Annotated in this window: 26 protein-coding genes; 10 read left to right on the top strand and 16 right to left on the bottom strand. The window is 71.6% G+C overall.

Annotation, left to right across the window (positions count from 1 at the left end; genetic code table 11):
- Positions 1 to 12: 12 nt before the first annotated feature.
- Positions 13 to 1,245 carry an NADH:flavin oxidoreductase/NADH oxidase gene (locus ACOOE8_RS05725; RefSeq protein WP_420393884.1) on the top strand — a complete coding sequence of 411 codons (1,233 nt, stop codon included), beginning with the start codon at positions 13 to 15 and terminating at the stop codon, positions 1,243 to 1,245.
- Between the two features lie 40 nt (positions 1,246 to 1,285).
- Positions 1,286 to 3,382: an acetate--CoA ligase family protein gene (locus ACOOE8_RS05720; protein WP_420393883.1), complete on the top strand. Its 2,097-nt coding sequence runs from the start codon at positions 1,286 to 1,288 to the stop codon at positions 3,380 to 3,382.
- Between the two features lie 3 nt (positions 3,383 to 3,385).
- Here the strand turns inward: ACOOE8_RS05720 and ACOOE8_RS05715 are convergent, their stop codons facing one another.
- Genes ACOOE8_RS05715 through ACOOE8_RS05695 form a run of 5 tightly spaced genes read right to left on the bottom strand, consistent with a single transcriptional unit; the run spans position 3,386 to position 8,046 of the window.
- Complete coding sequence (locus ACOOE8_RS05715; protein WP_420393882.1) at positions 3,386 to 4,099, bottom strand: ABC transporter ATP-binding protein; 714 nt, start codon at positions 4,097 to 4,099, stop codon at positions 3,386 to 3,388.
- Positions 4,096 to 4,863, bottom strand: a complete 768-nt coding sequence (locus ACOOE8_RS05710) for an ABC transporter ATP-binding protein (RefSeq protein ID WP_420393881.1) — start codon at positions 4,861 to 4,863, stop codon at positions 4,096 to 4,098. Before ACOOE8_RS05710 ends, ACOOE8_RS05715 begins: the two co-directional genes overlap by 4 nt.
- Positions 4,860 to 5,864: a branched-chain amino acid ABC transporter permease gene (locus ACOOE8_RS05705; protein WP_420393880.1), complete on the bottom strand. Its 1,005-nt coding sequence runs from the start codon at positions 5,862 to 5,864 to the stop codon at positions 4,860 to 4,862. The genes ACOOE8_RS05710 and ACOOE8_RS05705 overlap by 4 nt, the downstream gene beginning before the upstream one ends.
- On the bottom strand, positions 5,865 to 6,782 hold the full coding sequence (locus tag ACOOE8_RS05700) for a branched-chain amino acid ABC transporter permease (RefSeq protein ID WP_420393879.1): 918 nt from the start codon (positions 6,780 to 6,782) through the stop codon (positions 5,865 to 5,867).
- Between the two features lie 22 nt (positions 6,783 to 6,804).
- Positions 6,805 to 8,046 carry an ABC transporter substrate-binding protein gene (locus ACOOE8_RS05695; protein ID WP_420393878.1) on the bottom strand — a complete coding sequence of 414 codons (1,242 nt, stop codon included), beginning with the start codon at positions 8,044 to 8,046 and terminating at the stop codon, positions 6,805 to 6,807.
- Between the two features lie 161 nt (positions 8,047 to 8,207).
- Between ACOOE8_RS05695 and ACOOE8_RS05690 the strand changes: the two genes are divergently transcribed.
- The 5 genes from ACOOE8_RS05690 to ACOOE8_RS05670 are packed head-to-tail and all read left to right on the top strand — an operon-like array spanning position 8,208 to position 12,293.
- Positions 8,208 to 8,930, top strand: a complete 723-nt coding sequence (locus ACOOE8_RS05690; protein WP_420393877.1) for a GntR family transcriptional regulator — start codon at positions 8,208 to 8,210, stop codon at positions 8,928 to 8,930.
- 13 nt (positions 8,931 to 8,943) lie between these two features.
- Complete coding sequence (pcaC, locus tag ACOOE8_RS05685) at positions 8,944 to 9,336, top strand: 4-carboxymuconolactone decarboxylase (protein WP_420393876.1); 393 nt, start codon at positions 8,944 to 8,946, stop codon at positions 9,334 to 9,336.
- On the top strand, positions 9,317 to 10,234 hold the full coding sequence (locus ACOOE8_RS05680) for an NAD(P)-dependent oxidoreductase (protein WP_420393875.1): 918 nt from the start codon (positions 9,317 to 9,319) through the stop codon (positions 10,232 to 10,234). The genes pcaC and ACOOE8_RS05680 overlap by 20 nt, the downstream gene beginning before the upstream one ends.
- Complete coding sequence (locus tag ACOOE8_RS05675; RefSeq protein ID WP_420393874.1) at positions 10,231 to 11,499, top strand: alpha/beta fold hydrolase; 1,269 nt, start codon at positions 10,231 to 10,233, stop codon at positions 11,497 to 11,499. The genes ACOOE8_RS05680 and ACOOE8_RS05675 overlap by 4 nt, the downstream gene beginning before the upstream one ends.
- Positions 11,496 to 12,293: an N-acyl homoserine lactonase family protein gene (locus ACOOE8_RS05670; RefSeq protein ID WP_420393873.1), complete on the top strand. Its 798-nt coding sequence runs from the start codon at positions 11,496 to 11,498 to the stop codon at positions 12,291 to 12,293. The genes ACOOE8_RS05675 and ACOOE8_RS05670 overlap by 4 nt, the downstream gene beginning before the upstream one ends.
- A 7-nt stretch (positions 12,294 to 12,300) precedes the next feature.
- On the opposite strand, the gene ACOOE8_RS05665 is transcribed toward ACOOE8_RS05670, so the two are convergent.
- The 3 genes from ACOOE8_RS05665 to ACOOE8_RS05655 all read right to left on the bottom strand — a co-directional run bounded on the left by ACOOE8_RS05665 (position 12,301) and on the right by ACOOE8_RS05655 (position 15,342).
- Positions 12,301 to 13,794, bottom strand: coding sequence for a tripartite tricarboxylate transporter permease (locus ACOOE8_RS05665; protein WP_420393872.1), 1,494 nt, complete (start codon positions 13,792 to 13,794; stop codon positions 12,301 to 12,303).
- Positions 13,791 to 14,273, bottom strand: coding sequence for a tripartite tricarboxylate transporter TctB family protein (locus ACOOE8_RS05660; RefSeq protein ID WP_420393871.1), 483 nt, complete (start codon positions 14,271 to 14,273; stop codon positions 13,791 to 13,793). Before ACOOE8_RS05660 ends, ACOOE8_RS05665 begins: the two co-directional genes overlap by 4 nt.
- 85 nt (positions 14,274 to 14,358) lie before the next feature.
- A complete protein-coding gene (locus ACOOE8_RS05655) occupies positions 14,359 to 15,342 on the bottom strand; it encodes a Bug family tripartite tricarboxylate transporter substrate binding protein (protein WP_420393870.1) in 984 nt (327 codons plus the stop codon).
- Positions 15,343 to 15,525: 183 nt separating this feature from the next.
- Between ACOOE8_RS05655 and ACOOE8_RS05650 the strand changes: the two genes are divergently transcribed.
- From ACOOE8_RS05650 to ACOOE8_RS05640, 3 genes are read left to right on the top strand one after another with little or no spacing between them, the layout of a single operon-like run.
- Positions 15,526 to 16,440 carry a LysR family transcriptional regulator gene (locus ACOOE8_RS05650; RefSeq protein ID WP_420393869.1) on the top strand — a complete coding sequence of 305 codons (915 nt, stop codon included), beginning with the start codon at positions 15,526 to 15,528 and terminating at the stop codon, positions 16,438 to 16,440.
- Positions 16,437 to 17,174: a sulfite exporter TauE/SafE family protein gene (locus tag ACOOE8_RS05645; protein ID WP_420393868.1), complete on the top strand. Its 738-nt coding sequence runs from the start codon at positions 16,437 to 16,439 to the stop codon at positions 17,172 to 17,174. Before ACOOE8_RS05650 ends, ACOOE8_RS05645 begins: the two co-directional genes overlap by 4 nt.
- Positions 17,171 to 18,313 (top strand): mandelate racemase/muconate lactonizing enzyme family protein, encoded by a 1,143-nt coding sequence (locus ACOOE8_RS05640; protein WP_420393867.1) that lies wholly within the window; start codon positions 17,171 to 17,173, stop codon positions 18,311 to 18,313. The genes ACOOE8_RS05645 and ACOOE8_RS05640 overlap by 4 nt, the downstream gene beginning before the upstream one ends.
- On the opposite strand, the gene ACOOE8_RS05635 is transcribed toward ACOOE8_RS05640, so the two are convergent.
- The 8 genes from ACOOE8_RS05635 to ACOOE8_RS05600 form a co-directional block, all read right to left on the bottom strand.
- Positions 18,310 to 19,335 carry a YeiH family protein gene (locus ACOOE8_RS05635; protein ID WP_420393866.1) on the bottom strand — a complete coding sequence of 342 codons (1,026 nt, stop codon included), beginning with the start codon at positions 19,333 to 19,335 and terminating at the stop codon, positions 18,310 to 18,312. The two genes, ACOOE8_RS05640 and ACOOE8_RS05635, sit on opposite strands and share 4 nt — an antisense overlap.
- Before the next feature lie 21 nt (positions 19,336 to 19,356).
- Positions 19,357 to 20,034: a fumarate hydratase C-terminal domain-containing protein gene (locus ACOOE8_RS05630; RefSeq protein WP_420393865.1), complete on the bottom strand. Its 678-nt coding sequence runs from the start codon at positions 20,032 to 20,034 to the stop codon at positions 19,357 to 19,359.
- Positions 20,001 to 20,966: a fumarate hydratase gene (locus tag ACOOE8_RS05625; RefSeq protein ID WP_420393864.1), complete on the bottom strand. Its 966-nt coding sequence runs from the start codon at positions 20,964 to 20,966 to the stop codon at positions 20,001 to 20,003. The genes ACOOE8_RS05630 and ACOOE8_RS05625 overlap by 34 nt, the downstream gene beginning before the upstream one ends.
- A gap of 26 nt (positions 20,967 to 20,992) precedes the next feature.
- On the bottom strand, positions 20,993 to 21,232 hold the full coding sequence (locus tag ACOOE8_RS05620; protein ID WP_420393863.1) for a hypothetical protein: 240 nt from the start codon (positions 21,230 to 21,232) through the stop codon (positions 20,993 to 20,995).
- A gap of 79 nt (positions 21,233 to 21,311) precedes the next feature.
- A complete protein-coding gene (locus tag ACOOE8_RS05615; protein ID WP_420393862.1) occupies positions 21,312 to 23,063 on the bottom strand; it encodes an L-aspartate oxidase in 1,752 nt (583 codons plus the stop codon).
- Complete coding sequence (locus tag ACOOE8_RS05610; RefSeq protein WP_420393861.1) at positions 23,063 to 23,404, bottom strand: succinate dehydrogenase; 342 nt, start codon at positions 23,402 to 23,404, stop codon at positions 23,063 to 23,065. Before ACOOE8_RS05610 ends, ACOOE8_RS05615 begins: the two co-directional genes overlap by 1 nt.
- The gene (locus ACOOE8_RS05605; RefSeq protein WP_420393860.1) at positions 23,401 to 23,745 is read right to left on the bottom strand and encodes a succinate dehydrogenase; all 345 of its coding nucleotides are present in this window, start codon (positions 23,743 to 23,745) and stop codon (positions 23,401 to 23,403) included. The genes ACOOE8_RS05610 and ACOOE8_RS05605 overlap by 4 nt, the downstream gene beginning before the upstream one ends.
- A complete protein-coding gene (locus tag ACOOE8_RS05600; RefSeq protein ID WP_420393859.1) occupies positions 23,745 to 24,467 on the bottom strand; it encodes a succinate dehydrogenase/fumarate reductase iron-sulfur subunit in 723 nt (240 codons plus the stop codon). The genes ACOOE8_RS05605 and ACOOE8_RS05600 overlap by 1 nt, the downstream gene beginning before the upstream one ends.
- Positions 24,468 to 24,550 lie beyond the last annotated feature (83 nt).

Raw genomic sequence — 24,550 nt, 5'->3', positions numbered from 1 at the left:
CAGGACCGCTTCATGGACACACCAACGACCGACGGCGCCTCGCCGCTGTTCTCCCCCCTTGCCATCCGCGGGGTAACGCTCGCCAACCGCGTCGTCGTCTCGCCCATGTGCACCTACAGCGCGCGGGACGGCGTGCCGGACGACTTCCACCTTGTGCACTACGGCAAGTTCGCCATGGGCGGAGCGGGCCTCGTGTTCGTCGAGGCGACGGCGGTCTCGCCCGAGGGGCGCATCACCAACGGCTGCCTCGGGCTGTGGAACGAGGCGCAGGCCGAGGGGCACCGACGCGTCGTCCGCTCGCTGAAGGCCTACGGTGCCGTGCCTGCGCTTCAGCTTGCCCACGCTGGCCGCAAGGCGAGCGCCCAGCGTGCGTTCGAGGGCAACGGTCCGCTCACCGCCGACAACCTCGCACGGGGCGACCAGTCCTGGGAGCCGCTCGGGCCGTCCGAGCATCCATTCGCCGACGGGTGGCTCGCGCCGAGGAAGCTCGACCGCGCCGGGATGGACGTCCTGCGCGACGCGTTCGTGGCCGCCGCGCGGCGGGCGCTCGCGGTGGGCTACGAGGTCATCGAGCTCCACATGGCGCACGGCTACCTGTTGCAGAGCTTCCTCTCCCCGCTCGCCAACCGCCGGACGGACGAGTACGGTGGCAGCCTCGAGAACCGCATGCGCTTTCCGCTCGAGGTCGCCGAAGCCGTACGCGCGGCGATCCCTGATGGGGTTCCCCTCTTCGCCCGGGTCTCGTCGACGGACTGGATCGAGGGCGGCTGGGAGGTCGACGACACCATCGTGCTCGCCGGCGCGCTCGGGGCAGCCGGCGTCGACGTGGTCGACTGCTCCTCCGGCGGCAACAGCCTGGCGGGCGCCACCAACTCCAGCATCGCCCGCGCGCCCGGCTACCAGGTGCCGTTCGCCCGGCGCGTGCGGCGCGACGCCGGCGTCATGACCCAGGCCGTCGGGCTCATCCGCTCGCCGCAGATGGCCGAGGCGCTGGTCGAGGAGGGCGCGGCGGACCTCGTCGCGTTGGGTCGCCAGATGCTCTACGATCCGTTCTGGCCACACCACGCCGCGGAGGAGCTCGGCGTGACGGACAAATTCGAGAACTGGCCGGTGCCCTACGGTTGGTGGCTGGAGAAGTGGGCGCGGGGCCTCCGGTCCATGGATGAGACTCCGCGGTCGGCGCGGTTCGATCCCGCCGCTTGGTCCGCCGACGCCGACACCGCCCACGGGGTCGGCGCGCGGTGAGACGCGCGTCGTCCCCTGCCCGCGCCGGCTGCCCAGTTCGGTGACGTCCACCAACCGGCTCGGCGCGCTCCTCGCGCCGAGGTCCGTCGCCCTGGTCGGCGCCTCGGCCACCGCCGGAAAGCTGACCGCCCGGCCGCTCACCTTCCTGCGCAGGCACGGGTTCGCGGGGGCGATCCATCCGGTCAACCCTGGCCGGTCGACCGTCATGGGCCTGCCGGCCCATGCGAGCGTCGAGGGGATCGGCGAGCCGGTCGAACACGCGACCATCCTCGTCGGGACCGAGCACGTCGCCGCCGCGCTGGAGGACTGTGCGCGCGCCGGCGTGGTGGTGGCCTCAGTGCTCGCCGACGGGTTCGCCGAGGCGGGCCCGGACGGTGCGGCGCTGCAGGAGCGCCTGGTCGCCATCGCGCGCGAGGCGGGCCTTCTCCTCATCGGGCCGAACTCCACGGGCGTGGTTGGCACGCGTGCCGGCTTCGCGTGCACCACGAACGCCGCGTTCGGCGCCGACCGCCTCCTCCAGGGTCGCCTCGCGGTGCTGTCCCAGAGCGGCAGCGTGATCGGCACGCTCCTGTCCCGGGGCCAAGCGCGCGGCATCGGCTTCTCGGCGTTCGTCTCGGTGGGCAACGAGGCGGCGGCGGGGATCGGCCACCTCGGCCGGCTCCTGGTGGAGGATGTCGACACGGACGGCATCCTTCTTTTCATGGAGACGATCCGCGACCCCGACGCGCTGGAGGGCCTCGCCGCACGGGCGCGCGAGGCCGGCAAGCCCGTCGCCGCCTACATGATCGGCCGGTCGGACGAGGGGCAGGCACTCTCGGTCTCCCACACCGGCGCGCTGACGGGCTCGTCGGAGGCGGCCTCCGCGTTCCTGCGGGCGATCGGCATCCGCGAGGTCGAGGCGTTCGAGACGCTGATCGAGGCGCCTCGGGTGCTCGCGGCGGCACGCCTCCCCGAGGGCCGGCCGCGGGCCGTCACGGTCGTCTCGACCACGGGCGGCGGCGGCGCCATGGTGATCGACCAGATCGCCGCGCGGGGCATCGCCATCGGGTCCGCCGGTGCAGCGGCACGGTCCGCCTTGTCGGCCGAGGGCATCCCGCTCGGCCACGGCAAGCTCATCGACGTGACGCTCGCCGGCGCGAACTACGCGGCGATGCGGTCCGTGGTGTCGACGCTCATGGCGGACCCCGCGACCGGCCTCCTCCTCGTCGCCATCGGCTCCTCGGCGCAGTTCGACCCGGAGCTCGCGGTGCGCCCCATCGTGGACGCCGTCGCCGAGCGCCGGCATGGGGACGCTCCGGTGATGGCCTTCCCCCTGCCGCACGCGCCCGAGAGCCTCGCCATGCTGGAGGCGGGCGGGGTGCCTAGCTTCGCCACGGTCGAGACGTGCGCGGAGACCGTGGCGCTGTTCCTACGCCCTCCGCGATCTTCGGCACGCGCGGGAGCCGCGCTGCCGGACACGGCGGCCGCGCTGCTCGCCACCGCCGAGCCCGGCACGATGGACGAGGTCGCGGCGGGCGCCGTGTTCGAGGCGCTCGGCGTGCCGCGACCGGCCCACGTCGTCCTACCGGCCGACGGCGCCCTTCCGAGGGCGCTGCCGTTCCCGTTCCCGGTCGTCGCGAAGCTCGTCTCGGCCGACCTGCCGCACAAGACCGAGGCGGGGGCGATCGCGGTCGGCATCGCGGATGATGCCGCGCTCATCCAGGCGATCGCGCAGATGCGGGAGACGGCGGAGCGGCACCGGCCTGGCATGCGCCTGTCGGGCATCCTCGTTCAGGAGATGTGCTCGGGCGTCGGCGAAGCGCTGGTGGGGCTGACGCGGGACCCCCTCGTCGGCCCCGTCGTGACGGTCGGCATGGGCGGGATCGCGACGGAGATCTATCGTGACACCGCGGTCCGCCCGGCGCCGGTCACGGTCGAGACCGCACGCGCGATGCTGGACGAGGTCGCCGGCTTCGCCTTGCTGCGTGGCTTCCGCGGTAGGCCGGAGGGCGACCTCGACGCACTGGCCGAGGCCGTCGCCGCCATCTCCCAGCTCGCCGCCTCGCCCTTCGTCGCCGAGGCGGAGGTGAACCCGCTCCTGGTGCGGCGGCATGGCGAGGGCGTCGTGCTCCTCGACGCGCTCATCAGGCGTGTCTGACCATCAGATGCCGAGGTAGGCCTCGCGGACGCGGTCGTCGTCGGCGAGCTCGCGCGCCGGACCCTCCAGCACCACCTCGCCGGACTGGATGACGTAGGCGCGCGAGGCGGTCTGCAGCGCCAACGCTACGTTCTGCTCCACGAGGAGGATCGAGACGCCCGACGCGTGGATCTCGCGCAGCCGCCCGTGCATCTCCTCGACGATCTGGGGCGCGAGGCCGAGGCTCGGCTCGTCGAGCACGAGGAGGCGCGGCCTCAGCATCAGGCCACGGCCCACCGCGAGCATCTGCTGCTCGCCCCCCGACAGCGTGCCCGCCGTCTGCCGGCGACGCTCCTTCAGGCGCGGGAACAGGCCGAAGATCTCCTCGACCCTTTCGCCGACCGCGTCGGACGACCGCACGTGGGAGCCGACGACGAGGTTCTCCTCCACCGTCATCTCGCGGAACACGTGGCGCCCCTCGGGGACGTGGGCGATCCCGCGCTCGACGATCCTGTGCGGCGCGAGGCGCGTCAGGTCCTCGCCCTCGAAGGCGATGCGGCCCTCGACCCGCGGCACGAGGCCGGAGATCGCCCGCAGCAGCGTGCTCTTGCCCGCCGTGTTGGCGCCGATGACCGCGACGAACTCGCCCTGTGCCATGGCAAGGTCGATGCCGTGCAGCACCCAGCTTGTGCCGTAGGACGCGCGCAGGCCCTCGACCTCGAGCAGCGGCGTCGTCATGGAGCGGGCTCGGCGACCGCGCCCGGCCCGTGGAGCGCGCGGCGGAACTCCGAGCCGAGGTAGGCGTCGATGACGGTCTCGTTGCGGGAGACCTCCGCGGGCGTCCCCTCGGCGATGAGCTGGCCGAAGTTCAGCACCAGGATGCGCTCGCACAGCGCCATCACCGCCTTCATGTGATGCTCGACGACGATGAAGGTGAGGCCTTCGCGCTCCCTGAGGTCGCGAACGAGGGCGATGACCCCCTCCATCTCCATGGGCGTCAGCGCCGCCATCACCTCGTCGAGGAGGAGGATCTTGGGCTCCGTCGCGAGCGCACGGGCGACCTCCACGCGGGCGCGCTCGGGGAAGGAGAGGTCGCCCGCCGGCCGGTGCGCGACTGCGTCGAGGCCCACGCGGTCCAGCGCAGCGTGCGCCGCGCGGCGGGCCTCGGCGAGCGGGTGGCGCAGCAGCGCGCCGGTGACGACGTTGTCGAGCACGCTGGAGTCCATGAAGAGCGCGACGTTCTGGAACGTCTTCGTCATCCCCCGCGCGGCGATGGCGTGGGGCTTGCGGCCGACCACGGAGCGCCCCTCCAGCTCCACCGTGCCGCGGGTCGGTTTGGTAAGCCCGACGAGGAGGTTGAACAGCGTCGTCTTGCCGGCGCCGTTCGGCCCGATGAGCCCGACGATCTCGCGCGACTGCACCGTGAGCGTCACGTCGCTGACGGCGACGAGCCCGCCGAACGTCCGTGTGAGGCCCTGGGTCGCGAGCAGCGCCTCGCTCACGCCGGCGCCGTCCGTCCGCCGCCGCGTGCCGCGCGCACCGCCTGCCGGCCGAGCGCGATCAGCCCGCGCGGGTTGATGAGGATGATGACGATGAGGACGACGCCGTAGGCGAACGCGGACAGCCCCGCGGCCTCGCCGCCGAACCACGTGTTGGCGAGCTCCTCCAGCGGAATGATGAACGCCGCGCCCACCAGCGGGCCGAACACGGTGGCGACGCCTCCCAGGATCGCGATCAGCGCGATGCGGACCGAGATCGAGGCGACGCCGAACACGGTGTCCGGATCGAAGAAGAACTGGAACTGCGCGTAGAACGTCCCCATCGCTGCGGTGATCGCTGCGGAGATCAGGATCGCGATCAGCTTCGCCCTGTAGGTGTCGACGCCGACGACCTCAGCCGCCTCCTCGTTCTCCTTCACCGCGCGTAGCCGGTAGCCGAGCGCGGAGACCTTGACCCACCAGAACAGCGCTGTGACGAGGACGAAGGCGACGAGGAACAGGTAGTAGTACGGCAGGAAGTCGCTGAACTGCATCATCCACAGGCTCCCCTCCGGGCGGAACGGGACTGAGATGCCGACCGGGCCCTCGGTGAGGCTCGCCCAGGAGTTGGCGAGGACGCGCATGGCCTCGCCCGCAGCGAGCGTCGCCAGCGCAAAGTAGTGCCCTCGCAGGCGGAACGTCGGGATCGACAGGAGGAGCGCGAAGGTTGCCGCGAGAACCATCCCGACGACCATGCCGATCCATGGCGACAGGTCGAACGAGCGCTGCAGGATGGTCGACGCGTAGGCGCCGATGCCGAAGAACGCCGCGTGCCCGAGCGAGATGCGGTTGGCGAGCCCGCCGAGGAAGTTCCAGGCGACGCCCATCGTCGCGAACAGGAGGACGAGGCACATGACGCGCACCTCGTAGCTCTGCGGCGACAGGCCGAGGGGCGCGGCGACGAGGAGCGCAAGGCCCGCCGCGAGGAGCGCCCACTGGAGCGGGGACGGGCGAGCGTGCTCCATTCAGCTCCTCCGCCGCGCGACGATGCCCTCGGGGCGGAACGCGAGCACCAGGATGAAGACGACGAACAGGACGAGGTTCTGCAGCTGGATGGGCAGCACCAGCGTCGACAGCGATTGGATGATGCCCACAAGGAGCCCGCCGACGACCGCACCCGCGACGCTGCCGAGGCCGCCGAGCACGACCGCGGTGAACATGAGCACCACGAACTGCGTGCCGATGGTGGGCGAGGCGGAGATGTAGGGGAGCACCACCGCGCCGCCGAAGGCCGTGGCCCCGACGCCGAGGCCGAAGGCGATCTGGTGCATGCGGTCCGTGTCGATCCCCATCAGCTTGGCGGCCATGAGGTCCTGCGCGGTGGCGCGCATCGCTCGCCCGGTGCGCGTGTGGCGCATGAAGACCCACACCGCGGTGCCGAGGAGGAGCGCCATCGCGAAGGCGAGGAGCTTGTCGACGCCGACGAGGATGCGCGGCGTGGCATCGACGATCTCCGCCGCCGGTGCGGCCGACCACACGAGGAGCGCGTCCGTCTGGTAGGGCGTCACCACCGAGCGGTAGTCCGCGCCGAACAGGAGCAGCGCGCCGTTCTCCATCGCGAACAGCAGGCCGACCGTGAGGAAGATCTGCGCCACCTCCGGCGCGCCGAGGATCGGCCGGATGAGGACCCGCTGAAGCCCCATCCCCACCACGAAGACCAGCGCCAGCGCGACGAACGCGCCGATCATCGGGTCGAGCCCGAGGTACGCCCAGGCGAAGTAGGCGACGAACATGCCGACCATCAGGAACTCGGCGTGGGCGAAGTTCACGATGCCCATGACGCCGAACACCAGGCTGAGGCCGACCGACAGCACCGCGTAGACGCCGCCGATCATCACGCCGTCGAGGAGCGCCTGGAGGATCGGCGCCACGGTCTCGCTCACCGGCGAGGTCCCGCGAGCGCCGTCAGGATGAGGGCGTCCAGATGACCTCGCCCTTGGCGTACGCCTCTGGGTACACCGTGACGAGCTCGCCCTCCTGCCACTGCACCATCAGCGGCTCGGCGTAGGGGTTGCGCCCCATCTCGTCGAACTCGACGACGCCGCCGGACATGACGGACGGCCACCCCTCCGCGAAGACGCCGCTCGCGATGGCCTCCCGCACCGCCTGCGGTTCGGCCGAGCCAGCCTCCTCCAGCGCCTGCTTCAAGACGCCCATGCAGGCGGCGTGCTCCAGCGCCTCGTGGACCATGAAGTAGCCGTAGCGCTCGCGGAAGCGTTCGGTGAGCTCAGGCGCCTGGTCGTAGTTCGCCGGGGTGATGGACAGGACGCCGTCCGAGAGCTCGCCGAGCCCGTCGCGGAAGTCGGGGATCACGTAGCCCGCCGCGCCGCCGATGGCGGGGATCGTCAGCCCCTGCTGGCGCATGGTGCGCACGATGAGCAAGCTGTCGTTGAGGTAGGAGACCGGGAAGACCACCTGCGCACCGGACGCGCGGAGCTGGTTGATGAGCGGCGCGACGTCGGTGATGCCGAGGGGGTAGGCCTCGTCCATCACCACCTCGACGCCGGCGTCCTGCGCCGCCTGGCGCAGCCCCGCGGACTGGGAGGTGCCGTAGGCGGTGTCCTCGTACATGATGGCGATGCGCGTGAGGGCCTCGCCGTTCAGCTTGGCGAGGGCGACGGTGTAGTCGAAGGTCGCGCGGCCGATCTTGGAGCCGACGGGCACGATCTGGAAGATGTTCTGGAAGCCGCGGTCGGTGATGACGTCGGAGAACGACATCGTCAGCATGGGGATGCCGCGCCGCTCGGTGACCTCGGAGATCGCGAGCGTCAGCGAGGAGGCGAAGGCGCCGAGCACCGCGACGACCTCGTTCTGCGAGATGAGGCGCTGCGCCGTCGTCGCCGCCTGCGTCGGGTTCGACGTGGCGTCGGCGACGACGAGGTTGACGGACGCGCCGCCCAGCGCCTCGATCCCGCCCGCCTCGTTGATCTCGTCGGCGACGAGCTCGATCCCGTTGCGGCTGTTGATGCCGAACTGTGCGTTCGCCCCGGACAGCGGCAGGATGACGCCGACATTCACTGCGGACTGCGCCCGGGCGAGGCGGGAGACGAACGGCGCGGCGAGCACCGCGCCGGTCCCGGCCAGCGCGGTGCGCCGGGTGATCAACGCGCGCCGCGTCCCGCGTGGAACTCCAGTGAGCTTCGTCATGACCGTCCTCCCGCAACCTGTCGGCCGGCTGTCGCCGACGTCTTCGCTCCAGTGTCGGCGGGCGCCACCACGCCGTCAAGCGATTGACAGATCGTCCGACGATCCAACAAGCTGACGCGTTGCGCCGTGCGCGGTGCAGTTCGAGGGACGTGCGCGGTGCAATGACGGCGAACGCGGACGACGACGCTGTAAGGGACGGCCCGGACCTGCGCCTCAAGCGCGAGGTCAGCCTCCTGCGCGAACAGCTCACGGCGGCGTTGCGGACCGCGATCCTGCAGGGCGACCACGCGCCCGGCCAGAAGCTTTCCGAGCGCGTGCTGTGCGAGCGCTACGACGTCAGCCGCAGCCTGCTGCGCGAGACGCTGCAGCAGCTCGCTGCCGAGGCCTTGGTGGAGCTCGTCCCCCACCGCGGGCCGCACGTCGCCACCATCACCGAGCGGGACGCGAGGGACATCTACGCCGTGCGCCGCGTGCTCGAGGGCCTCGTCGCGGCCGCGTTCGCCCAGCACGCCGATGAGGCCGACCGCGCCCGGCTCGCCCGCGTCGCCGACGACATCGCCGCGCTGGGCGAGGGCGACAGCCCCTCGCGGCTGCTGCAGGCGAAGAACGCGTTCTACGCCGTCCTCGTGGAGGGGGCCGGCAACCGGGTCGCGGCGCAGCTCCTCACCCAGCTCAACAACCGCATCACGCTGCTGCGCCGGCTCTCGCTGTCGCGCAGCGGCCGGCTTGCCGAGACCAAGGCGGAGATCACCGCCATCGTCGAGGCGCTCGTGAGGCGCGACGGGGACGAGGCGCGGCGGCTCACCGAACGCCACGTGGACCGCGCCGCGGCGTCCGCCGCGCTTGCGATGGCAGGCGAGCCGGCGCGGTCGGACGCCAGCTAAACCGGAGGGATGCATGATCGACGAGACCAAGGACGAGACCTACGAGCGGGGCATGGCGATCCGCCGGGCGACGCTGGGCGATGCCTACGTCGACCGCGCGATGGCGAACGTCGACGACTTCACCGAGGACCTGCAGAAGATCGTCACCACCTACTGCTGGGGCGAGCTCTGGGGCCGCGAGGGGCTCGACCGGCGCACGCGCTCCATCATCAACCTCGCCATGCTGTCCGCGCTCGGGCGCAACCACGAGCTCGGAGCCCACGTGCGCGGCGCGATCAACAACGGGCTGACCCGCGACGAGATCAAGGAGGTGCTGCTGCAGGTCGGCGTCTACTGTGGCGTGCCGGCGATGATCGACAGCTTCCGCACCGCGCGGCAGGTCCTCGATGACATCGACCGCGAGTAGCGCCGAGCCCGTCGGCCCGGTCGTCGCCTTCGTCGGCCTCGGCGCCATGGGCGCACCGATGGTTCGCCGGCTCGCTGGCAGCGGCGCGCGGCTCAAACTCCACGACATCCGCGCCGAGGTGGCCGAAGGCCTCGCCGAGGAGGTCGGCGCCACCACCGCGCGCTCCGCGGCGGAGGCCGGCGACGGAGCGCAGGTCGCCGTCACCATGGTGGCCGACCACACCGTCGTGCGGCAGGTCGTGATGGGCGAGGGCGGGCTCGCCGAGACGCTCGCACCGGGGAGCCTCGTCGTCGACATGAGCTCGTCCTACCCGATCGCGACCCGCGCGCTGGGAGAGGAGCTCGGCGCACGGCAGATCGCGCTCGTGGACGCTCCGGTGTCGGGCGGCGTCAAGCGGGCCGTCGCCGGCAGCCTCGCGATCATGCTCGGCGGCGACGACGCGGCGGCGCTGGACCGCGCCCAGCCGCTGCTGTCGGCGATGGGCACGGTCTACCGCACCGGCCCGCTCGGCTCGGGCCACGCGCTGAAGGCGCTCAACAACTTCGTGTCCTCCGCGGGCCTCGCCGCGGCGTGCGAGGCGGTCCTCGTCGGCCGGCGCTTCGGCCTCGACCCCGCGGTGGTCGTCGACGTGCTCAACGCCTCGACCGGCCGCAACAACGCGACCGAGAACAAGCTGGCGCAGTTCATCCTGAACGAGGACTTCGGCTCCGGCTTCGCCATGGCGCTGATGGCCAAGGATGTCGGCTTCGCCGACCAGCTCGCCGGCGAGCTCGGCTGCGAGGCACCGACCCTGTCGGCGATGCGCGCGCTGTGGCGGGACGCCTCGACGAGCCTCGGCACGGGCGCCGACCACACCGAGATCATCCGCCACCTCGCCGCGCGCGGGGGCGGTGCGTGACCGCGTTGGCCGCGCGCGAGGCGCCCACCGTTGCGGCGTGGCTGGCACGCGCTGCGAGCGACCCGGTGCTCGCGGCCTGCGCGCGCGGGCTCGACGCTGTGTTGGTCGTCGAGGTCGGTGACGGGATGGCCGCGCTGCGCCTGTCGGAGGCTCCGGCCCTGGTCGCGACCGTGCCGCCGGGTACGCCGGCGATCGCCGTGCGCGGCCCAGCTGCGGCGTTCGAGGCGATCCTGTCCACCATGCCTCCGCCTGGCTCGCAGTCCTACGGCGCGGTACGCCGGCTGAACGGGGACGTCGCCGTCGACGCGGACCCGCTCCTCGAGGCGCAGGCGCTCGCCGCGCTGGAGCGCATCTTCGAGCTCGCCCGCGACCCGGTCCCCGAGCCGCCGTCCGCGTTCACGCGCGACGACGACTCAATCGTTGGCCGCTCCGCCGCGATGGCCGCGATGGTCGACGGACGCCCGACCCGCGCCCGCATCGCGTGGCTGGAGGCCGGGAGGGGCGCACCGCTCGTCCTCCTCCATACCGCGGGGGCGGACGCGCGGCAGTACCGCCACCAGCTCGCCGACCGCGCCTTGCAGTCGCGCTACCGCATGGTCGCCTTCGACCTGCCGTGGCACGGCAGTTCCAGCGGGACGGACGGCTCGGAGGCCCCCGAGCCCTACATCCTCGCCGAGGCGGAGTACCTCGCCTGGTGCGTCGCCGTGCTCGAGGCGCTCGACGCCCCGGCCACCGTGGTCGGCTGCTCCATGGGCGCGGCCATGGCGCTGACCCTGGCGGCGCGCCGGCCGGACCTCGTGTCCGGCGTCGTCGCACTGGAGGCGCCCCTGCGCGCGCCCGGCCGTCGCAGCCCGCTCCTGTCGCATGCGTGCGTCGCCGGCGCGCGGCACAACCCGTCCTACGTCCGCGCGCTGCTGTCCCCCACCGCGCCGCAGGTGCGCCGCGACGAGGCGTGCGCGATCTACGCCCAGGCGCGCCCCGGCATCTACGAGGGCGACCTCGCCTACTACAGCGATGAGTACGACGGCGCGGCCGTCGCGGACGGCGTCGCGCGGTGCGGCCGGCCCGTTGCGCTCTTGACCGGCGCCTACGACTACTCCGCTTCACCCGAGAGCACGCGCGCGCTGGTCGAGGCGATCGGCGCGGAGCGCGTCCACTTCCGCGTCATGGACAACCTCGGCCACTTCCCGATGATCGAGGACCCCGACCGCTTCCGCCCCCACTTCATGGAGGCGCTGCGTCACGTCAGCCCGGAGGCCCCATGAGCGACGACGTCTACGAGGTGTTCGCGGTCCGCTACGCCCGCGTCGACCGCCCGCGCACCCAGAACTTCCTGGGCGGCGACCCGCATGACGCGCCGATGCCGCTCAACTACTACGTCTGGGTGGTGCGCAACGCGGCGCGCACCGTCGTCGTCGACACCGGCTACGGTCCGAAGTCGGCCGAGCGGCGGGGCCGACCCCTCGAACTCGAGGTGCCGGACGCGCTGGCCCGCCTCGGCGTCGACGCCACGGCGGTCGAGGACGTCATCATCACCCACCTGCACTACGACCATGCGGGCAACATCGAGCGCTTCCCGCGCGCGCGCTTCCACATCCAGGACCAGGAGATGGCCTACGCCACCGGCCGCTCCATGACCCACGCCCTCCTGCGCATGCCCTTCGACGTGCAGCACGTCACCGCCATGGTGGAGCGGCTCTACGAGGGCCGCGTCGTCTTCCGCGACCCCGTCGACGAGGTGGCCCCCGGCATCACCGTCCACCACATCGGCGGTCACTCCATGGGGCTCCAGGTGGTCCGCGTGATGACGGCGCGCGGCCCGGTGGTCCTCGCCTCGGACGCCACCCACTTCTACGAGCACTTCGAGACGGACCGCGCCTTCGTCATCGTGCAGGACGTCACCGCGCTGCTCGAGGGCTACCGCACGCTGCGCCGGCTCGCCGGCAGCGACCGGCGCGTGGTGCCGGGCCACGACCCCCTGGTGATGGACCGCTACCCGGCGCCGGACGACTGCCTGCGCGGGATCGCCGTGCGCCTCGACGTCGACCCCACCGGCTGACCTTCCCTCAGGCTGCGCGCGGTGGTGTCGGGCGTAGCCCCGTGCGCACGATCGCGACTACGGTGACGACCGTCAGCGTCCAGAAGAACCAGGTGATCGGCCCGCGGAACAGGATCTCCGGCGAGGAGCCGGACATCAGCATCGCCTGACGGAAGTTGTCCTCGAGCAGCGGGCCGAGGATGAAGGCGACCAGGAACGGCGCCGGTGGCACGTCGAAGCGCAGCATCAGGAAGCCGAGCCAACCCATGACGAACATCACGCCGACGTCGAACACGGAGTTGTTCACCGCGAAGCAGCCGTAGACGCAAAGGACGAGGACGAGCGGGAACAGGATCCCTCGCGGGATGTGCGCAACGAAGCGGAAGCCGCGGATCGCCACCGAGCCGATGAGTAAGAGCGCGAGGGACGACACGATGAGGCCGACGAACAGGCCGTAGACGATGTCGACGTTCATCACGAACATCATCGGCCCAGGCTGCAGGCCGTGGATCATGAACGCGCCGATGATGATCGCGGTGATCACGTCGCCTGGGATGCCGAGGGCGAGGAGGGGGATGAGGGTCGCGCCGGCGACGCCGTTGTTGCCAGCCTCCGCCGCGGCGACGCCCTCGATCTCGCCACGGCCGAAGTTCTCGCGGTTGGGCGAGGTGCGCCGCGCCTCGGAGTAGGCGAGGAACGCCGACGGGGCCGCGCCGATCCCCGGGATCGAGCCGAGGATCGCGCCGATCAGGCTGCCGCGCATGATCGACTTGAAGCACCGCCGGTAGTCGGCGAACGTCACGCGGTTGTTCGCTACCGGGCTCACGCGGCCGTCCTGCGAGCGCGGGTCCCAGACCATCGCCAGGATTTCGGGGATCGCAAACAGCCCGATCAGCACGGCGATGAAGTTGAGCCCGCCCATGAGGTTCGGGTCGTTGAAGTTGAACCGGTTCGTCCCGTAGACGAGGTCGAGCCCGACGGTCGCGAGCAGCAGCCCGAGGATCGCCGAGAACGCACCCTTGAGCAGGCTGTCCCCCGACACGCCGGCGATGATCGTCAGCGAGAACAGGATGAGCGTGAAGAACTCGGGCGGCCCGAAGGACAGCGCGAAGGAGGCGAGCCACCCGGCGAACAGGATCAGCGCGAGGTTCGACACGAGGTCGGCCGTGCAGGAGGCGTAGAGCGCCATGGTGAGCGCGCGGCCCGCCTCGCCCCTCTCAGCCATCGGATGTCCGTCGAGCACCGTCGCGCTCGAGGCGGGCGTCCCGGGCGTCTTGATGAGGATCGCCGGGATGGAGCCGCCGAAGATGCCACCCTTGTAGACCCCGAGCAGCAAGAGGATGCCCGTGATGGGCTCCATGGCGAAGGTGAACGGCAGGGCGAGCGCCACCGCCATCGTTGCAGAAAGGCCGGGGATCGCGCCGGCGACGGTTCCGACTGCGACGCCGATAACGAGCGCGAGGATCGCCTCGAAGTTCGCGACGACGGACAGCCCCGTGGCGAGGTTGTCGAGGAAGGTCACGGCAGGCGCACCAGCTCGCCCTGGGGGATCGCGACGCCGGCCACGTGGGCGAAGAAGGCGTAAAGTGCCAACGGGATCGCGACGGCGCCGATCGCGGCGGCAACCCTATGCCTGGTCCTGACGAGCGCCGCCACCAAGATGAAGGCGGCCATCGACGTCCATACGAGGCCGAGCCAAGGCATCAGCGCGACGTAGAGCGTCATGAGCACGGCCGCCGCGGCGAGGCGCGCGACGCCCCCGCCACGTGGGCCGTCGCCCGTCGAAACCTCGCCCGCCGGGACGCCCCGCGAGGCCGCGACGAGCGCGAGGCCGCACACCGCAAGGAGGCCGGCGAGGATCATCGGCCAGAACAGCGGCGACAGGACGAGGTGGCGCACGTTGCTCGGGGTGGTGATCCCGTAGGGGATGCCCACGAGGAACAGGAACGCCGCCAGTCCGATCGCCGCAAGGCCGACGGCGAGGTAGGAGGAGCGCGTCAACCGGCCCTCCGACCGCGCCGGTGGACGGGCGCGCAGCCGCTCCGCCCCCGCATGCGCCGCTCGGGCGGCACGCTCGGCGCGCCCATCACCCCTCGATGCGCATCCCGAGCTCGTCAACGATCGAGCGGAACTTCTCGTACTGCTCGGTGATGAACGCCTCGCTCTCCTGCGGATCCATCAGGCGGATGATGGAGCCCTGCTCCTCCATCGCGGACTTGAACTCCGGGTCTTCGGTGGCCGTCGCCAGCCACTCGCCCCACTGCTGCGCGATGTCGTCCGGCAGCCCGGCGGGGCCTGCGACGCCGGTCCAGCCGACGAGCTGCTCGAGGTCGGGGTGCCCGAGCGAGGCGGCGGTCGGCGCGTCGAAGCCCTCGACCGGCTCGGCCGTCGTCACCATCAACGGACGCAGCTGCTCGTTGGCGACGAAGCTCGAGAGGGCCGAGCTGTTGGTGCAGAGGAACGTCGCGGTGCCCGCGAGCACGGCGGTCGCCGCCTCGCCGCCGCCCTTCAGCGGGATGTGCGTCACGACGTCGAGCACGTTCTCCACGCCGAACTCGTGCATCACGTAGGCGCCGGCGAGGTGCAGGCCGGAGCCGACGCCGGAGGACGAGAAGCTGACGCCGCCCTTCTCCGCCGCGGCGACCAAATCGTCCATGGTCTCGATGTCGGAGTCGGCGCTGACCGCGCAGGCGAACGGGTTGATCTCGTAGACCCCGACGAAGCGGAAGTCGTCGAGCGTGTAGGGCAGCGTCGCCTTCATCGCCGGGCTCACCGAGTGCGAGCCGACGCGCGCGAACAGCATGGTGTAGCCGTCGGGCTTGGCGTTCTGCACGGCGACCGAGCCGGTCGCGCCGCCCGCGCCGGTGCGGTTCGTCATGACGAGCGGGCTGCCGACGACCTCCCCGAGCGGCTCCGCCAACGTGCGCGCGGAGATGTCCGTCGCCCCGCCCGGGCCGTAGGGGATCACCATGTTGATCGGCCGGTTCGGATAGTCCTGCGCGCCCGCAGCGGTGAACCCGCATGCAAGGACCAGGAGCGTTGCCGCAGACCGGGTTGCGGCCCTGCCCAACGTTCCCGATCCTTCGCTCGTCCCGCCGCCAGTTCGATCGCTCGCCATGAAGCACTCCCCAGTTGATGCGTCGTCGCCGTGCCGTTCGGCATCTCGTTTGTTGCGAGCCTAATGCGAACGCTTTGCGCAGGAAAGCAAGAACGGCTTACAACATCCGCAACCGTTCCCGTCCGGCGCCCCACGATGACGATCCGCAACCTCAGGACCCTGATCGCGGCGGCCGAGCACGGCACGTTCACCGCGGCCGCGGAGGCGCTGGGCCTCACCCATGCCGCGGTCAGCCAGCAGATGAAGGCGCTGGAGGAGGAGCTGGATGTTCCGCTGTTCGACAGGACGCGACGCTCCCCGGTCCTCACGCCGGCCGGCCACGCCGTGCTCGTCCGCGCCCGCGAGATCGTCGCCGCCTACGAGAACCTCGCGCCGTCGGTCCTCGGCGACGGCCACCTGCGCGGCGAGCTCACCCTCGGCGCGGTGCCGACGACGCTCGCCGGCCTCGTGCCCTCCGCCTTGGCGCGGCTGCGAGCGGACCACGGCGATCTGCGCGTGCGCGTCGTCCCCGGGCTCACCACGGCGCTCGTCGCGGAGGTCGAGCGCAGCGCCGTCGATGCGGCGATCGTCACGCGCCCGCCGCTGATGCCGCGCCGACACGACTGGCTTGCTGTGGCACGCGAGCCGATGGAGCTCCTCGCCTCACCGGACGTGGCGAGCGACGACCCGATCGTCCTCCTGTCCAGCCGCCCCTACATCCGCTTCACGCGGCAGGCCGTGGTGGGCGCGCTCATCGAGGGCTGGCTGCAGGACATCGGCGTCGAGGTCGTCGAGGCCATGGAGCTCGACAACCTCGAGGTCATCCAGAGCATGGTGTACGCCGGGCTCGGCGTGTCCATCGTGCCGCGCCAGTGCGTCCCCTCGCCGAGCGCGCTGCCCCTGAAGCGGCTGGCGCTGATGCCGCCACCGCCGAGCCGCGAGCTCGGCCTCCTGTGGCGCTCCGACAGCGTCAAGGCGCCGGCGTTGACGCTCCTCGGCGACACGCTGCGGCGGACCGCCGAGGAGGGCGTGTTCGGCGCACCGCCGGCGACGCGACGGCGCGTGGCATGAGCGCGGAGGTGGCGGCGTTCCTCGTCGCCGGCGCGGCGGCGGGCGGGCTGATTAACGGGCTCGCCGGGTTTGGCACCTCGCTGTTCGCCCTCGGCTGGTGGCTGCAGGTGATGCCCCCGGTGCAGGCGGTGGCGATCGCGCTCGCCGTCTCCGCCGCGACGGGGCTCCAGGGCGTCGCGGTGGTGCGCCGGTCCATCGAGTGGCGACGGCTTGCGCTGTTCCTGGTTCCCGCGCTGTTCGGCATCCCCATCGGCGCGACGCTCCTGAAGGACCTCGACCCGACGCCGTTGAAGATCGCGATCGGCGCCTTCCTCCTCATCTACGGCGCGTTCTTCACCGTGCGCCGCAACCTGCCCAAGCTCACCCGTCCCTATCCCGCGGTGGATGCCACGCTTGGCTTCGTCAGTGGCATCCTGGGCGCGGTGGCCGGCCTATCGGGCGCGCTGCCGACCATGTGGCTCGCCATGCGCGACTGGACGAAGGGGCGCACCCGCGGCGTGCTGCAGCCGTTCAACGTCATCGTGCTCGGCATCTCGGCCGTCCTCCTCGCGGTCGCCGGCGCCTACGACCGCGGGACGCTGATCCTCCTCGCCGTCGCCCTCGCGGTCTCGATGCTGGCCGCCCAGTGCGGCATCGCGCTGTTCCAGCGGCTGTCCGACACCGCCTTCCGGCGGCTCATCATCGCGCTGATGTTCGCCTCCGGCGCGACCATCCTCGTGCGGGAGGTGCTGTGAGCGTCCCCATCACGCGCCTCGACGCGTTCGCCTATCGCGCGCCGACGCCGCGACCGCTCGCGACCTCGTTCGGCGTCATGCGCGACCGTCCCGCCGTCTTCGTCCGCCTGGAGGCCTCCGACGGCGCGTTCGGCTGGGGCGAGGTGTTCGCCAACTGGCCGGCGGCGGGCGCCGAGCACCGCGTGCGCCTCGCCGCCGAGGACATCGCAGACCTTGTCCTCGGTGCGACGCCCGAGGCGCCGAGCGAGTTGTTCCATGCGCTGACCCGGCAGACGCACATCCGCGCGCTGCAGTGCGGCGAGTGGGGACCCTTCCGGCAGGTGATCGCCGGGCTCGACGTGGCGGCGCACGACCTCTTCGCCCGGCGCGCCGGCGTGCCACTCGCGCGCATGCTCGATCGCGGCGCCGTGGACCGCGTGCCGGCCTACGCGAGCGGCATCGCCATCACCGATGCCGTCGAGGCGATCCCGACGGCACGTGCGGCGGGCTACGGCGCGTTCAAGGTCAAGGTCGGGTTCGCGACGGACCGGGACGTCCCGTTGTTGGCAGATGCCCTGTCGGCTCTGGGGCCGGACGAGGTGCTGTTCGCCGACGCCAACCAGGCGTGGGACGTCGCGTCCGCGCTGGACTTCCTCGAGCGGACCCGCGGTCTACCGCTCGGCTGGCTCGAGGAGCCCATCGCGGCGGACGCGCCGCCGGCGGACTGGGGCCGCGTCGCAGGAGCCACCGCCATACCCCTCGCGGCGGGTGAGAACCTTGCCGGCTTTGAGACGTTCGAGGGCGCCATCGCCTCCGCCTGCCTCGACGTCATCCAGCCGGACGTCGCCAAGTGGGGTGGCATCACCGGCTGCATCGAGGTCGGGCGGCAGGCCGTGGCGGCCGGGCTAAGCTACTGCCCGCACTTCCTCGGCGGTGGCCTCGGGCTTCTCGCCTCGGCCCACCTCCTAGCGGCCGTGCGCGGCGGCGGCATCCTGGAGGTCGACGCCAACCCCAACCCGCTGCGCGACGCCTTCGCGCCCGTCGCCGGCGGCCTCGTCGGCGGCGCGATGGCGATCGGCGACGCGCCAGGGCTCGGCGTCGAGGCGCTGCCCGAGGCGATCGCGCCGCACCTCACGCTCCACGCCACGCGCACGATCTAGACGCCGAGGGCGACGATCATCACGAGGCCGAGCGCTGCAAGGATCACCGTGATCGCGACGAGGAGGCCGACCGCGCGGCCGCCGACCTCGGCGAGGGTCTTCAGCGAGGTCTTCATGCCGAGCGCCGCGATCGCGGTGATGAGGCACCAGCGCGACAGCTCCAGCACCGGCTCGGCGACGGCCGCCGGCACGAGGTTCGCCGAGCCGACCACCACGAGCGCCACGAAGCCGACGACGAAGAGCGGGATCGGCGGACCGCCGCCCGCGCTGCGGCCGCGCGTTGCGAAGGCGAGGGAGACCCCGATGACGACCGGGGCGAGCAGCGCCACGCGGAACAGCTTGACGATGGTCGCGGTGTCCCCGGCCTCCTGCGAGACGGAATAGCCCGCACCCACCACCTGGGCGACGTCGTGGATCGTGGCGCCCATGAAGACGCCGGCGGCGCGGTCCGACAGCCCGATGAATCCGGCGAGGATGGGGTAGACGATCATCGCGACGGTCGACAGCGTGGTGACCCCGATGACCGCGAAGATGGTGTCTCGCTCCTTGTCCTTGTCCTGGGGCAGCGCGGCGGAGATCGCGAGGGCGGCCGACGCGCCGCAGATCGCCGTCGCGCCGCCGGTGAGGACGCCGAAGCGCGTGCCCCGGCCGAGCGCCCGCGACAGGAGTATCGCCGCGCCGATGGTCGTCGCGACGCCGATGAGGACGATGGCGACGACGGGGAGCCCGAGCGAGACGACCTGCTGCACCGTGATGCCGAGCCCGAGGAGCGCGACGCCGAGCCGCAGCACCGTGCGCGAGGCGAAGGCGATGCCGGCGGCGCAACGGCTTCCCGGCTCCGACAGGAACGAGAAGGCCATGCCGATGAGGAGCGCCATCAGCATCACCGGCGCACCGTAGTGCTCGGAGATGAAGCGCGAGGCGAGCGCGACGGTCAGCGCGATGCCGAGCCCTGGCAGGACGGCCTGGGCACCGCGGGTCAGGCGCAGCGCACCGCCGCTCGCGTTTGGAGCCTCAGCCAACGGCTCAGCGCACCGCGCAGGTCAGCCGATCACCTCGTCGGTGCGGTCGTCCGTCTCGCCGAAGCGCTTCAGGACGGGGGGCTTCGTCCCCTCGTAGACCTTGGCGAGGCCGCCCGCGATCTTCGCGTTCTCGCGCTCGAACAGGCAGTTGCCCGCAAGGTCAGAGGCGACGATGAACGGCCCCATGTTGTTGCACTTCAGCACCCACATCGCCTGGGCGAAGCCGAGCTCCTCGTGCCAGTGCACCGCCTCGACGTTGTCGACGCCGCGGCCGAGCAGCGCGCCGGTGCCGTAGCCCACCGTCGTCAGGTAGATCGCGCCATGGGGCACGAAGTGCTCGCGGTACGTGGCCCCGCTCATGCCACCCTTGCCGACGATGAGCTTGGCGCCGGACTTCTCGAGCCAGTCGCCGATCCACTTCACGAAGCGGAACGAGGCGGTGGCCGTCACGGCGCCCATGGTGAACGAGCCGTCGTTGTTGATGGTGGCGGCGGGCGAGCAGTGGAAGTTCGCCGCCGACTCGCGTGGCAGCTCCATGGGCAGGTTCGCCCGGTCCTCGAGCGCGCGCTTGTAGACGCCCTCGCGCGCCGTGTACATCAGCCCGTCGAGGTAGACGATGTCGCCGAGCCTCAGCTCTGCCAGCGCCTCGGCGGTCGGCGTCGTGCTCAGGCGGACCTTGCGAGGGGCAGCGTCTGCCATTCGACCGTCTCCCGTCGTTGATAGGGCGTGAACCACTCGGGGTCCGTGCGGTGCTCGACGCGCCCGTCCGACCACACCCGCGCGCAGGCGCGCCGCGAGGACAGGCAGAAGGCGTGCACCGACATCTGCATGCCGCCGGTGTGGCAGTAGCCGACCTCGATGTGACAGTCGACGACCATCGACTTGCCGACAAATCCCATGGCGCCCATGCCGATCGAGTTGCCGAGCTCTTTGAACTCCTCCTCCAGCGCGGCGATCCGCGGGTCGGGGTTCTTGTCGCCGACCACGCGCAGGCACGCGGCGCGCTTGCCGAGCACCATGCAGGTGTCCTTGGAGCCGCCGAGCCCGATGCCGATGATCGCCGGCTGGCAGGCGAGCCCGCGCTTGCCGAACGCCACCAGCGAGTCGAGGTAGAACCGCTTGATCCCTTCGATGCCGTCGGAGGGGAACAGCATGCGGTAGTCGGTGCCGAACAGCCCGCCCTTGTGCACCGTGGTGAGGTCGACCCACTCGCCGACGGGCTCGGGCTCGAAGCCGTACTCGATCTCCGGCGCGCCGATGCCGACGTTGTTGTTGTGGTCCGTGCGCCAGAGCGGGTGCACGCGGTTCGGTCGCAGCGGCACGCCCCGGGTGGCGTCGGCGGTGGCGCGGCGCAGCGCCTCCTCCAGCGCGACGGGACCGCCCTCGACGCGCGCGTCGTTGCTCAGCTTGACGAACCAGCGGGGGCAGCCAGTGTCGCCGCACATGGCGCGCCGGTCCTCCTTCGCCGCCTCGTAGTTCTGCAGCATCGCCTGGAGCACGAAGGAGGAAAGGTCCCCGTCCTCCGCGTCCGCCGCGCGCTTCAGCCCGTCGAGGTAGTCGTCGGGGATCTCGATGGCGGCCTTCGCCATCAGCGCCTCGGCGGTCGCCTGGATCGGTCCGATGGGGATCATGGCCGTGCCTCCGGGTTGGCTGCAGATCAAACGACGATGGAGAGGCGGACCACCAAGCCAAGTGTGGTGACACCCAGACCGATCAGGAAGCCGAACAGCAGCCGGTGGAACTTCAACCTTCCCGTGATCTCCACGAGACGGCGTTCGATCGCGTGAAGCCTGTTGCCGTGATCGGCGACGTCAGTGGCGGCCTCGCGTGCCTTCTCCTCGTCGGCGCCGGCCTGGCGCAACGCGTCGTAAAGGCTCCCCATCATCAACGTCGTCATGGCAGGTCCCTTCCGGCGATGCATGCCGACAGCATCAAGCACTGCCCTGTCCTCAAGATATGTCGTCGCTCCGCCCGTTCTACTCCGCCGCCACGAGGGTCGCCGGCTCGTCCGCCGGCAGGATCGTCGCGCCGGGCCGCACGATGGTGAACCGGACGGGCTCCTGTGTCACCTCGAGCCTGTCCCCGACCTGGCGGGCCACCGTGTAGGTGGACGCGGCGAGGTCGCCAGCCTCCGGGAAGTCCTCGCGGTAGTGCGCGCCGCGCGAGTTCCTCCGGGCGAGCGCCGCCTCGGCGATGACGGACGAGACGTCGACGAGGGAGCGCATGTTGAGCCAGTCGTGCCAGGTGAGGTTGAAGGCGAGAACGTCGTCCGCCACGCCGACGTCCATCAGCGCTGCGCCGAGCGCCTCCACCTCGCCAAGGCCGCGTTCGAGCCGCGCCGCCGTGCGCATGACGCCGACGTTGTCCCACATGACGTTCTGCAAGCGCGTGCGCAACGGATGGACGTGGCCGGCCGGGCGCGTCAGGGGATGGCAGGCGCGCTCGACCTCGGCGGCGAGCACCGACTCGTCCGGCTCGCGGTGGGCGCGCGCGCTGGCGACGTCCGCCGCCATCACCTCCCCGGCGACGCCGCCGAACACGGTGGAGTTCGCGACGCCGTTGCCGCCGAGCCGGTTGGAGCCGTGCGCGCCGCCCGCGTCCTCGCCGGCGACGTAGAGCCCCTCCATCGCGGTGCGCGTGTCCGCGTCCACCACCACGCCGCCCATGAAGTAGTGCGCGGTGGGCACCACCTCGACCTTGCCGCCGGCGAGGTCGAAGCCGCAGTCGGCGCAGCGCTTGACCATGCCCTTGAAGCGGCGTGCCACGTTCTCCGGCCCCAGGTGTGCCATGGAGATGTAGACGCCGCCGTTGGGGGAAGAGTTGTTCTTGCGCATCTCTGCGTAGATGCCGCGGCTCACGACGTCGCGCGTCGCCCGCTCGCCGCGCTCGTGGTAGTCGAACATGAAGCGCTGGCCGGCCGCGTTGAGCAGCTGCCCGCCGGCGCCGCGCAGGCCCTCCTCGAGCACGGTGCCGGTCATCTTGGAATGCTCGCCGGCGAGCAGCCCCGTCGGGTGGAACTGCACCATCTCCATGTCGCGCAGCGGCAGCCCCGCGCGCAGGGCCATGGCGAGCCCATCCATGGACTTGTCGCCCGACGGGGTGTGGTAACGGTACATGGTCGGCCCACCGCCGGTCGCCATCAGCACCGCGTGGGCGCGCACGAGGCGGAAGACGCCGCGGCGGATGTCGATGAAGAGGACGCCGGCGAGCGCCCCGTCCTTCGCCGGGATCAGCCCGACGGCCCGGTGCTCCTGGAGCCTCGCGACGGGGCGGGCAAGCACCTGCTCCATCAGGCGGTTGATGATCTCGATGCCGGTGAGGTCGCCCTTGTGCACCGTGCGGTCGGCGGTCTGCCCGGCGAACGCCTTGTGGTGCAGCGAGCCGTCCGCCTCGCGGTCGAAGTAGCAGCCGATCTCGTTCTCGAGCTCGCGCACCCTGACGACCGCCTGCTCGCACAGGCGCCAGGCCATGTCCTGGTTGGGCAGCCACTTGCCGCCCTCGATGGTGTCCATGAAGTGCCGCTCGACGCTGTCGCCGCGGCCGAGGGCGACGTTGTAGCCGCCCTGCACCATGCGCGTGCAGCCCGACTTGCCGAGGAGGCCCTTGGAGGCGATCGTGATGCGCATCCCCTCGGGCGCCGATTGCTGGGCGTGCAGGGCAGCGAAGAGCCCCGCGCCACCGGTGCCCAGGATCAGGATGTCCGTGTCGTGCCGCTCGATCTCGACCATCACACCGCCTGCAGGAAGAACGTGCCGGAGACCAGGACCGACGCGCCCACGGCCGCCGCGGCCAGCGTCTTCTGCCGCGCCGTCCAGGGCAACAGCTCGAGCGCGAGGAGGCGCAGCCCGCCGAAGAGGTGCACCGCCAGCAGGAAGACGAGGCCGAACTCGGCGACCTTCACGGCGGTGAGGTCGGTCCAGGCGAGGAAGCCGTCGAGCGCCGCCGTGTCGGTCAGCGCGAGCGCCAGCACCGCGAAGTGGAACGGCAGGAACAGCGCGAGGAGGAGGCCGGAGACGCGGTGGAGGATGAACGCGAACCACAGGGGGTGGGAGCGGTGCGGACGGATCATGCCGCGGCGCCCGGCAGCGTGACGGCCGCGACCGAGACGAGCCCCATGGCGAGGAGGAGGCCGCCAAGGGTCCACATCAGCGCTGCAAGAGCCGGCCCGCGCAGCCCAACCGTTTCGAAGGCGACGACGCGCACGCCGATGGCGGCATGCACCGACACGGCCACCACGAAGAGGGCGTAGAACAGCGCCCAGGAAAAGCTGCCCTGCGTCCGCCCGAGGATCTCCGCCGCCGACAGCCCGCCCTGGATCGCGTAGATCATCACCGCAATGTGGCCGACGACGAACGGCGCCATCGCGAGCGCGGAGAGGCGCTGCAGCATGTAAAGCCGCAGGGTCAGCATCAGCGCCTCCCGAACAGCGAGCGCGCCATCGTGGCGCGCTTCAGGCCGGCGATGGCGTTGGTCGGGTTGAGCTCAGCCGGGCAGTACCTGGCGCACGAGCCCATGGAATGGCAGTTGTGGCAGCCGCCGGTGCCCGACACCGCGTCGAGGATCGCGCCGCGCGCGTCGTCCCGCGCGTCGTTGTACAGCGTCCATGCCCGATTGAGCGCCGCCGGCCCGAGGTAGTCCGGGTTGGCGCCCACCACGTCACACGCGGAGTAGCAGACGGCGCAGTTGATGCATTCGATGCCGGCGTCCGCCGCCTCGCGCTCGGCGCTGTCCGGCCGGATCGGCTCGATGGCGTCCTCGCGCGATCTCGTCGGGTGGAACACCCCCTCGGCGGCGACCCACTTGTCGAAGAACGGGTCGAGGTCGACGACGAGGTCCTTGATGACGGGGAGGTTACGCAGCGGCCCCACCGTCATGCGCCCGCCGCGCACGACCTTGCCGACGTGGGTGCGGCAGGTCCACCGCGGCTCGCCGTTCACCGTCATCGCGCACGAGCCGCACACGCCGACGCGGCAGGCGTAGCGGTACGTCAGCGTCGGGTCGGTGTTCTGCTGGATCCACGCCACGACGTCGAGGACGGTCTGGCTCTCCTCGCGCGGCACCTCGAACGCCTCCGTCCGCGCGGTGCCGCCGACGCCCCGCGCCACCTCGACCGTGATGGTACTCTCGCTCACGCGGCCTCCTTGGGAAGGTGCTACACTATCTGTCAGCAACGCTGCCGGGAAGGGCCAAGTCCTATCCCTTCGTGTAAGCTGAC

Source organism: Acuticoccus sp., from assembly GCF_965213555.1.
In the GTDB taxonomy this organism is placed as follows: Bacteria; Pseudomonadota; Alphaproteobacteria; order Rhizobiales; family Amorphaceae; genus Acuticoccus.
The sequence above is the reverse complement of the archived record's forward strand: the minus strand, read 5'-3'. Positions and strand labels throughout refer to the sequence as shown.

Coding starts and splice junctions, on each gene's coding strand:
- ACOOE8_RS05695 (WP_420393878.1), bottom strand. CDS start 8,046: ATGACGAAGCTCACTGGAGTTCCACGCGGGACGCGGCGCGCGTTGATC.
- ACOOE8_RS05605 (WP_420393860.1), bottom strand. CDS start 23,745: ATGCTGACCCTGCGGCTTTACATGCTGCAGCGCCTCTCCGCGCTCGCG.
- ACOOE8_RS05620 (WP_420393863.1), bottom strand. CDS start 21,232: ATGACGACGTTGATGATGGGGAGCCTTTACGACGCGTTGCGCCAGGCC.
- ACOOE8_RS05705 (WP_420393880.1), bottom strand. CDS start 5,864: ATGGAGCACGCTCGCCCGTCCCCGCTCCAGTGGGCGCTCCTCGCGGCG.
- pcaC (WP_420393876.1), top strand. CDS start 8,944: ATGATCGACGAGACCAAGGACGAGACCTACGAGCGGGGCATGGCGATC.
- ACOOE8_RS05715 (WP_420393882.1), bottom strand. CDS start 4,099: ATGACGACGCCGCTGCTCGAGGTCGAGGGCCTGCGCGCGTCCTACGGC.
- ACOOE8_RS05650 (WP_420393869.1), top strand. CDS start 15,526: ATGACGATCCGCAACCTCAGGACCCTGATCGCGGCGGCCGAGCACGGC.
- ACOOE8_RS05680 (WP_420393875.1), top strand. CDS start 9,317: ATGACATCGACCGCGAGTAGCGCCGAGCCCGTCGGCCCGGTCGTCGCC.
- ACOOE8_RS05670 (WP_420393873.1), top strand. CDS start 11,496: ATGAGCGACGACGTCTACGAGGTGTTCGCGGTCCGCTACGCCCGCGTC.
- ACOOE8_RS05615 (WP_420393862.1), bottom strand. CDS start 23,063: ATGGTCGAGATCGAGCGGCACGACACGGACATCCTGATCCTGGGCACC.
- ACOOE8_RS05690 (WP_420393877.1), top strand. CDS start 8,208: ATGACGGCGAACGCGGACGACGACGCTGTAAGGGACGGCCCGGACCTG.
- ACOOE8_RS05630 (WP_420393865.1), bottom strand. CDS start 20,034: ATGGCAGACGCTGCCCCTCGCAAGGTCCGCCTGAGCACGACGCCGACC.
- ACOOE8_RS05645 (WP_420393868.1), top strand. CDS start 16,437: ATGAGCGCGGAGGTGGCGGCGTTCCTCGTCGCCGGCGCGGCGGCGGGC.
- ACOOE8_RS05725 (WP_420393884.1), top strand. CDS start 13: ATGGACACACCAACGACCGACGGCGCCTCGCCGCTGTTCTCCCCCCTT.
- ACOOE8_RS05625 (WP_420393864.1), bottom strand. CDS start 20,966: ATGATCCCCATCGGACCGATCCAGGCGACCGCCGAGGCGCTGATGGCG.
- ACOOE8_RS05610 (WP_420393861.1), bottom strand. CDS start 23,404: ATGATCCGTCCGCACCGCTCCCACCCCCTGTGGTTCGCGTTCATCCTC.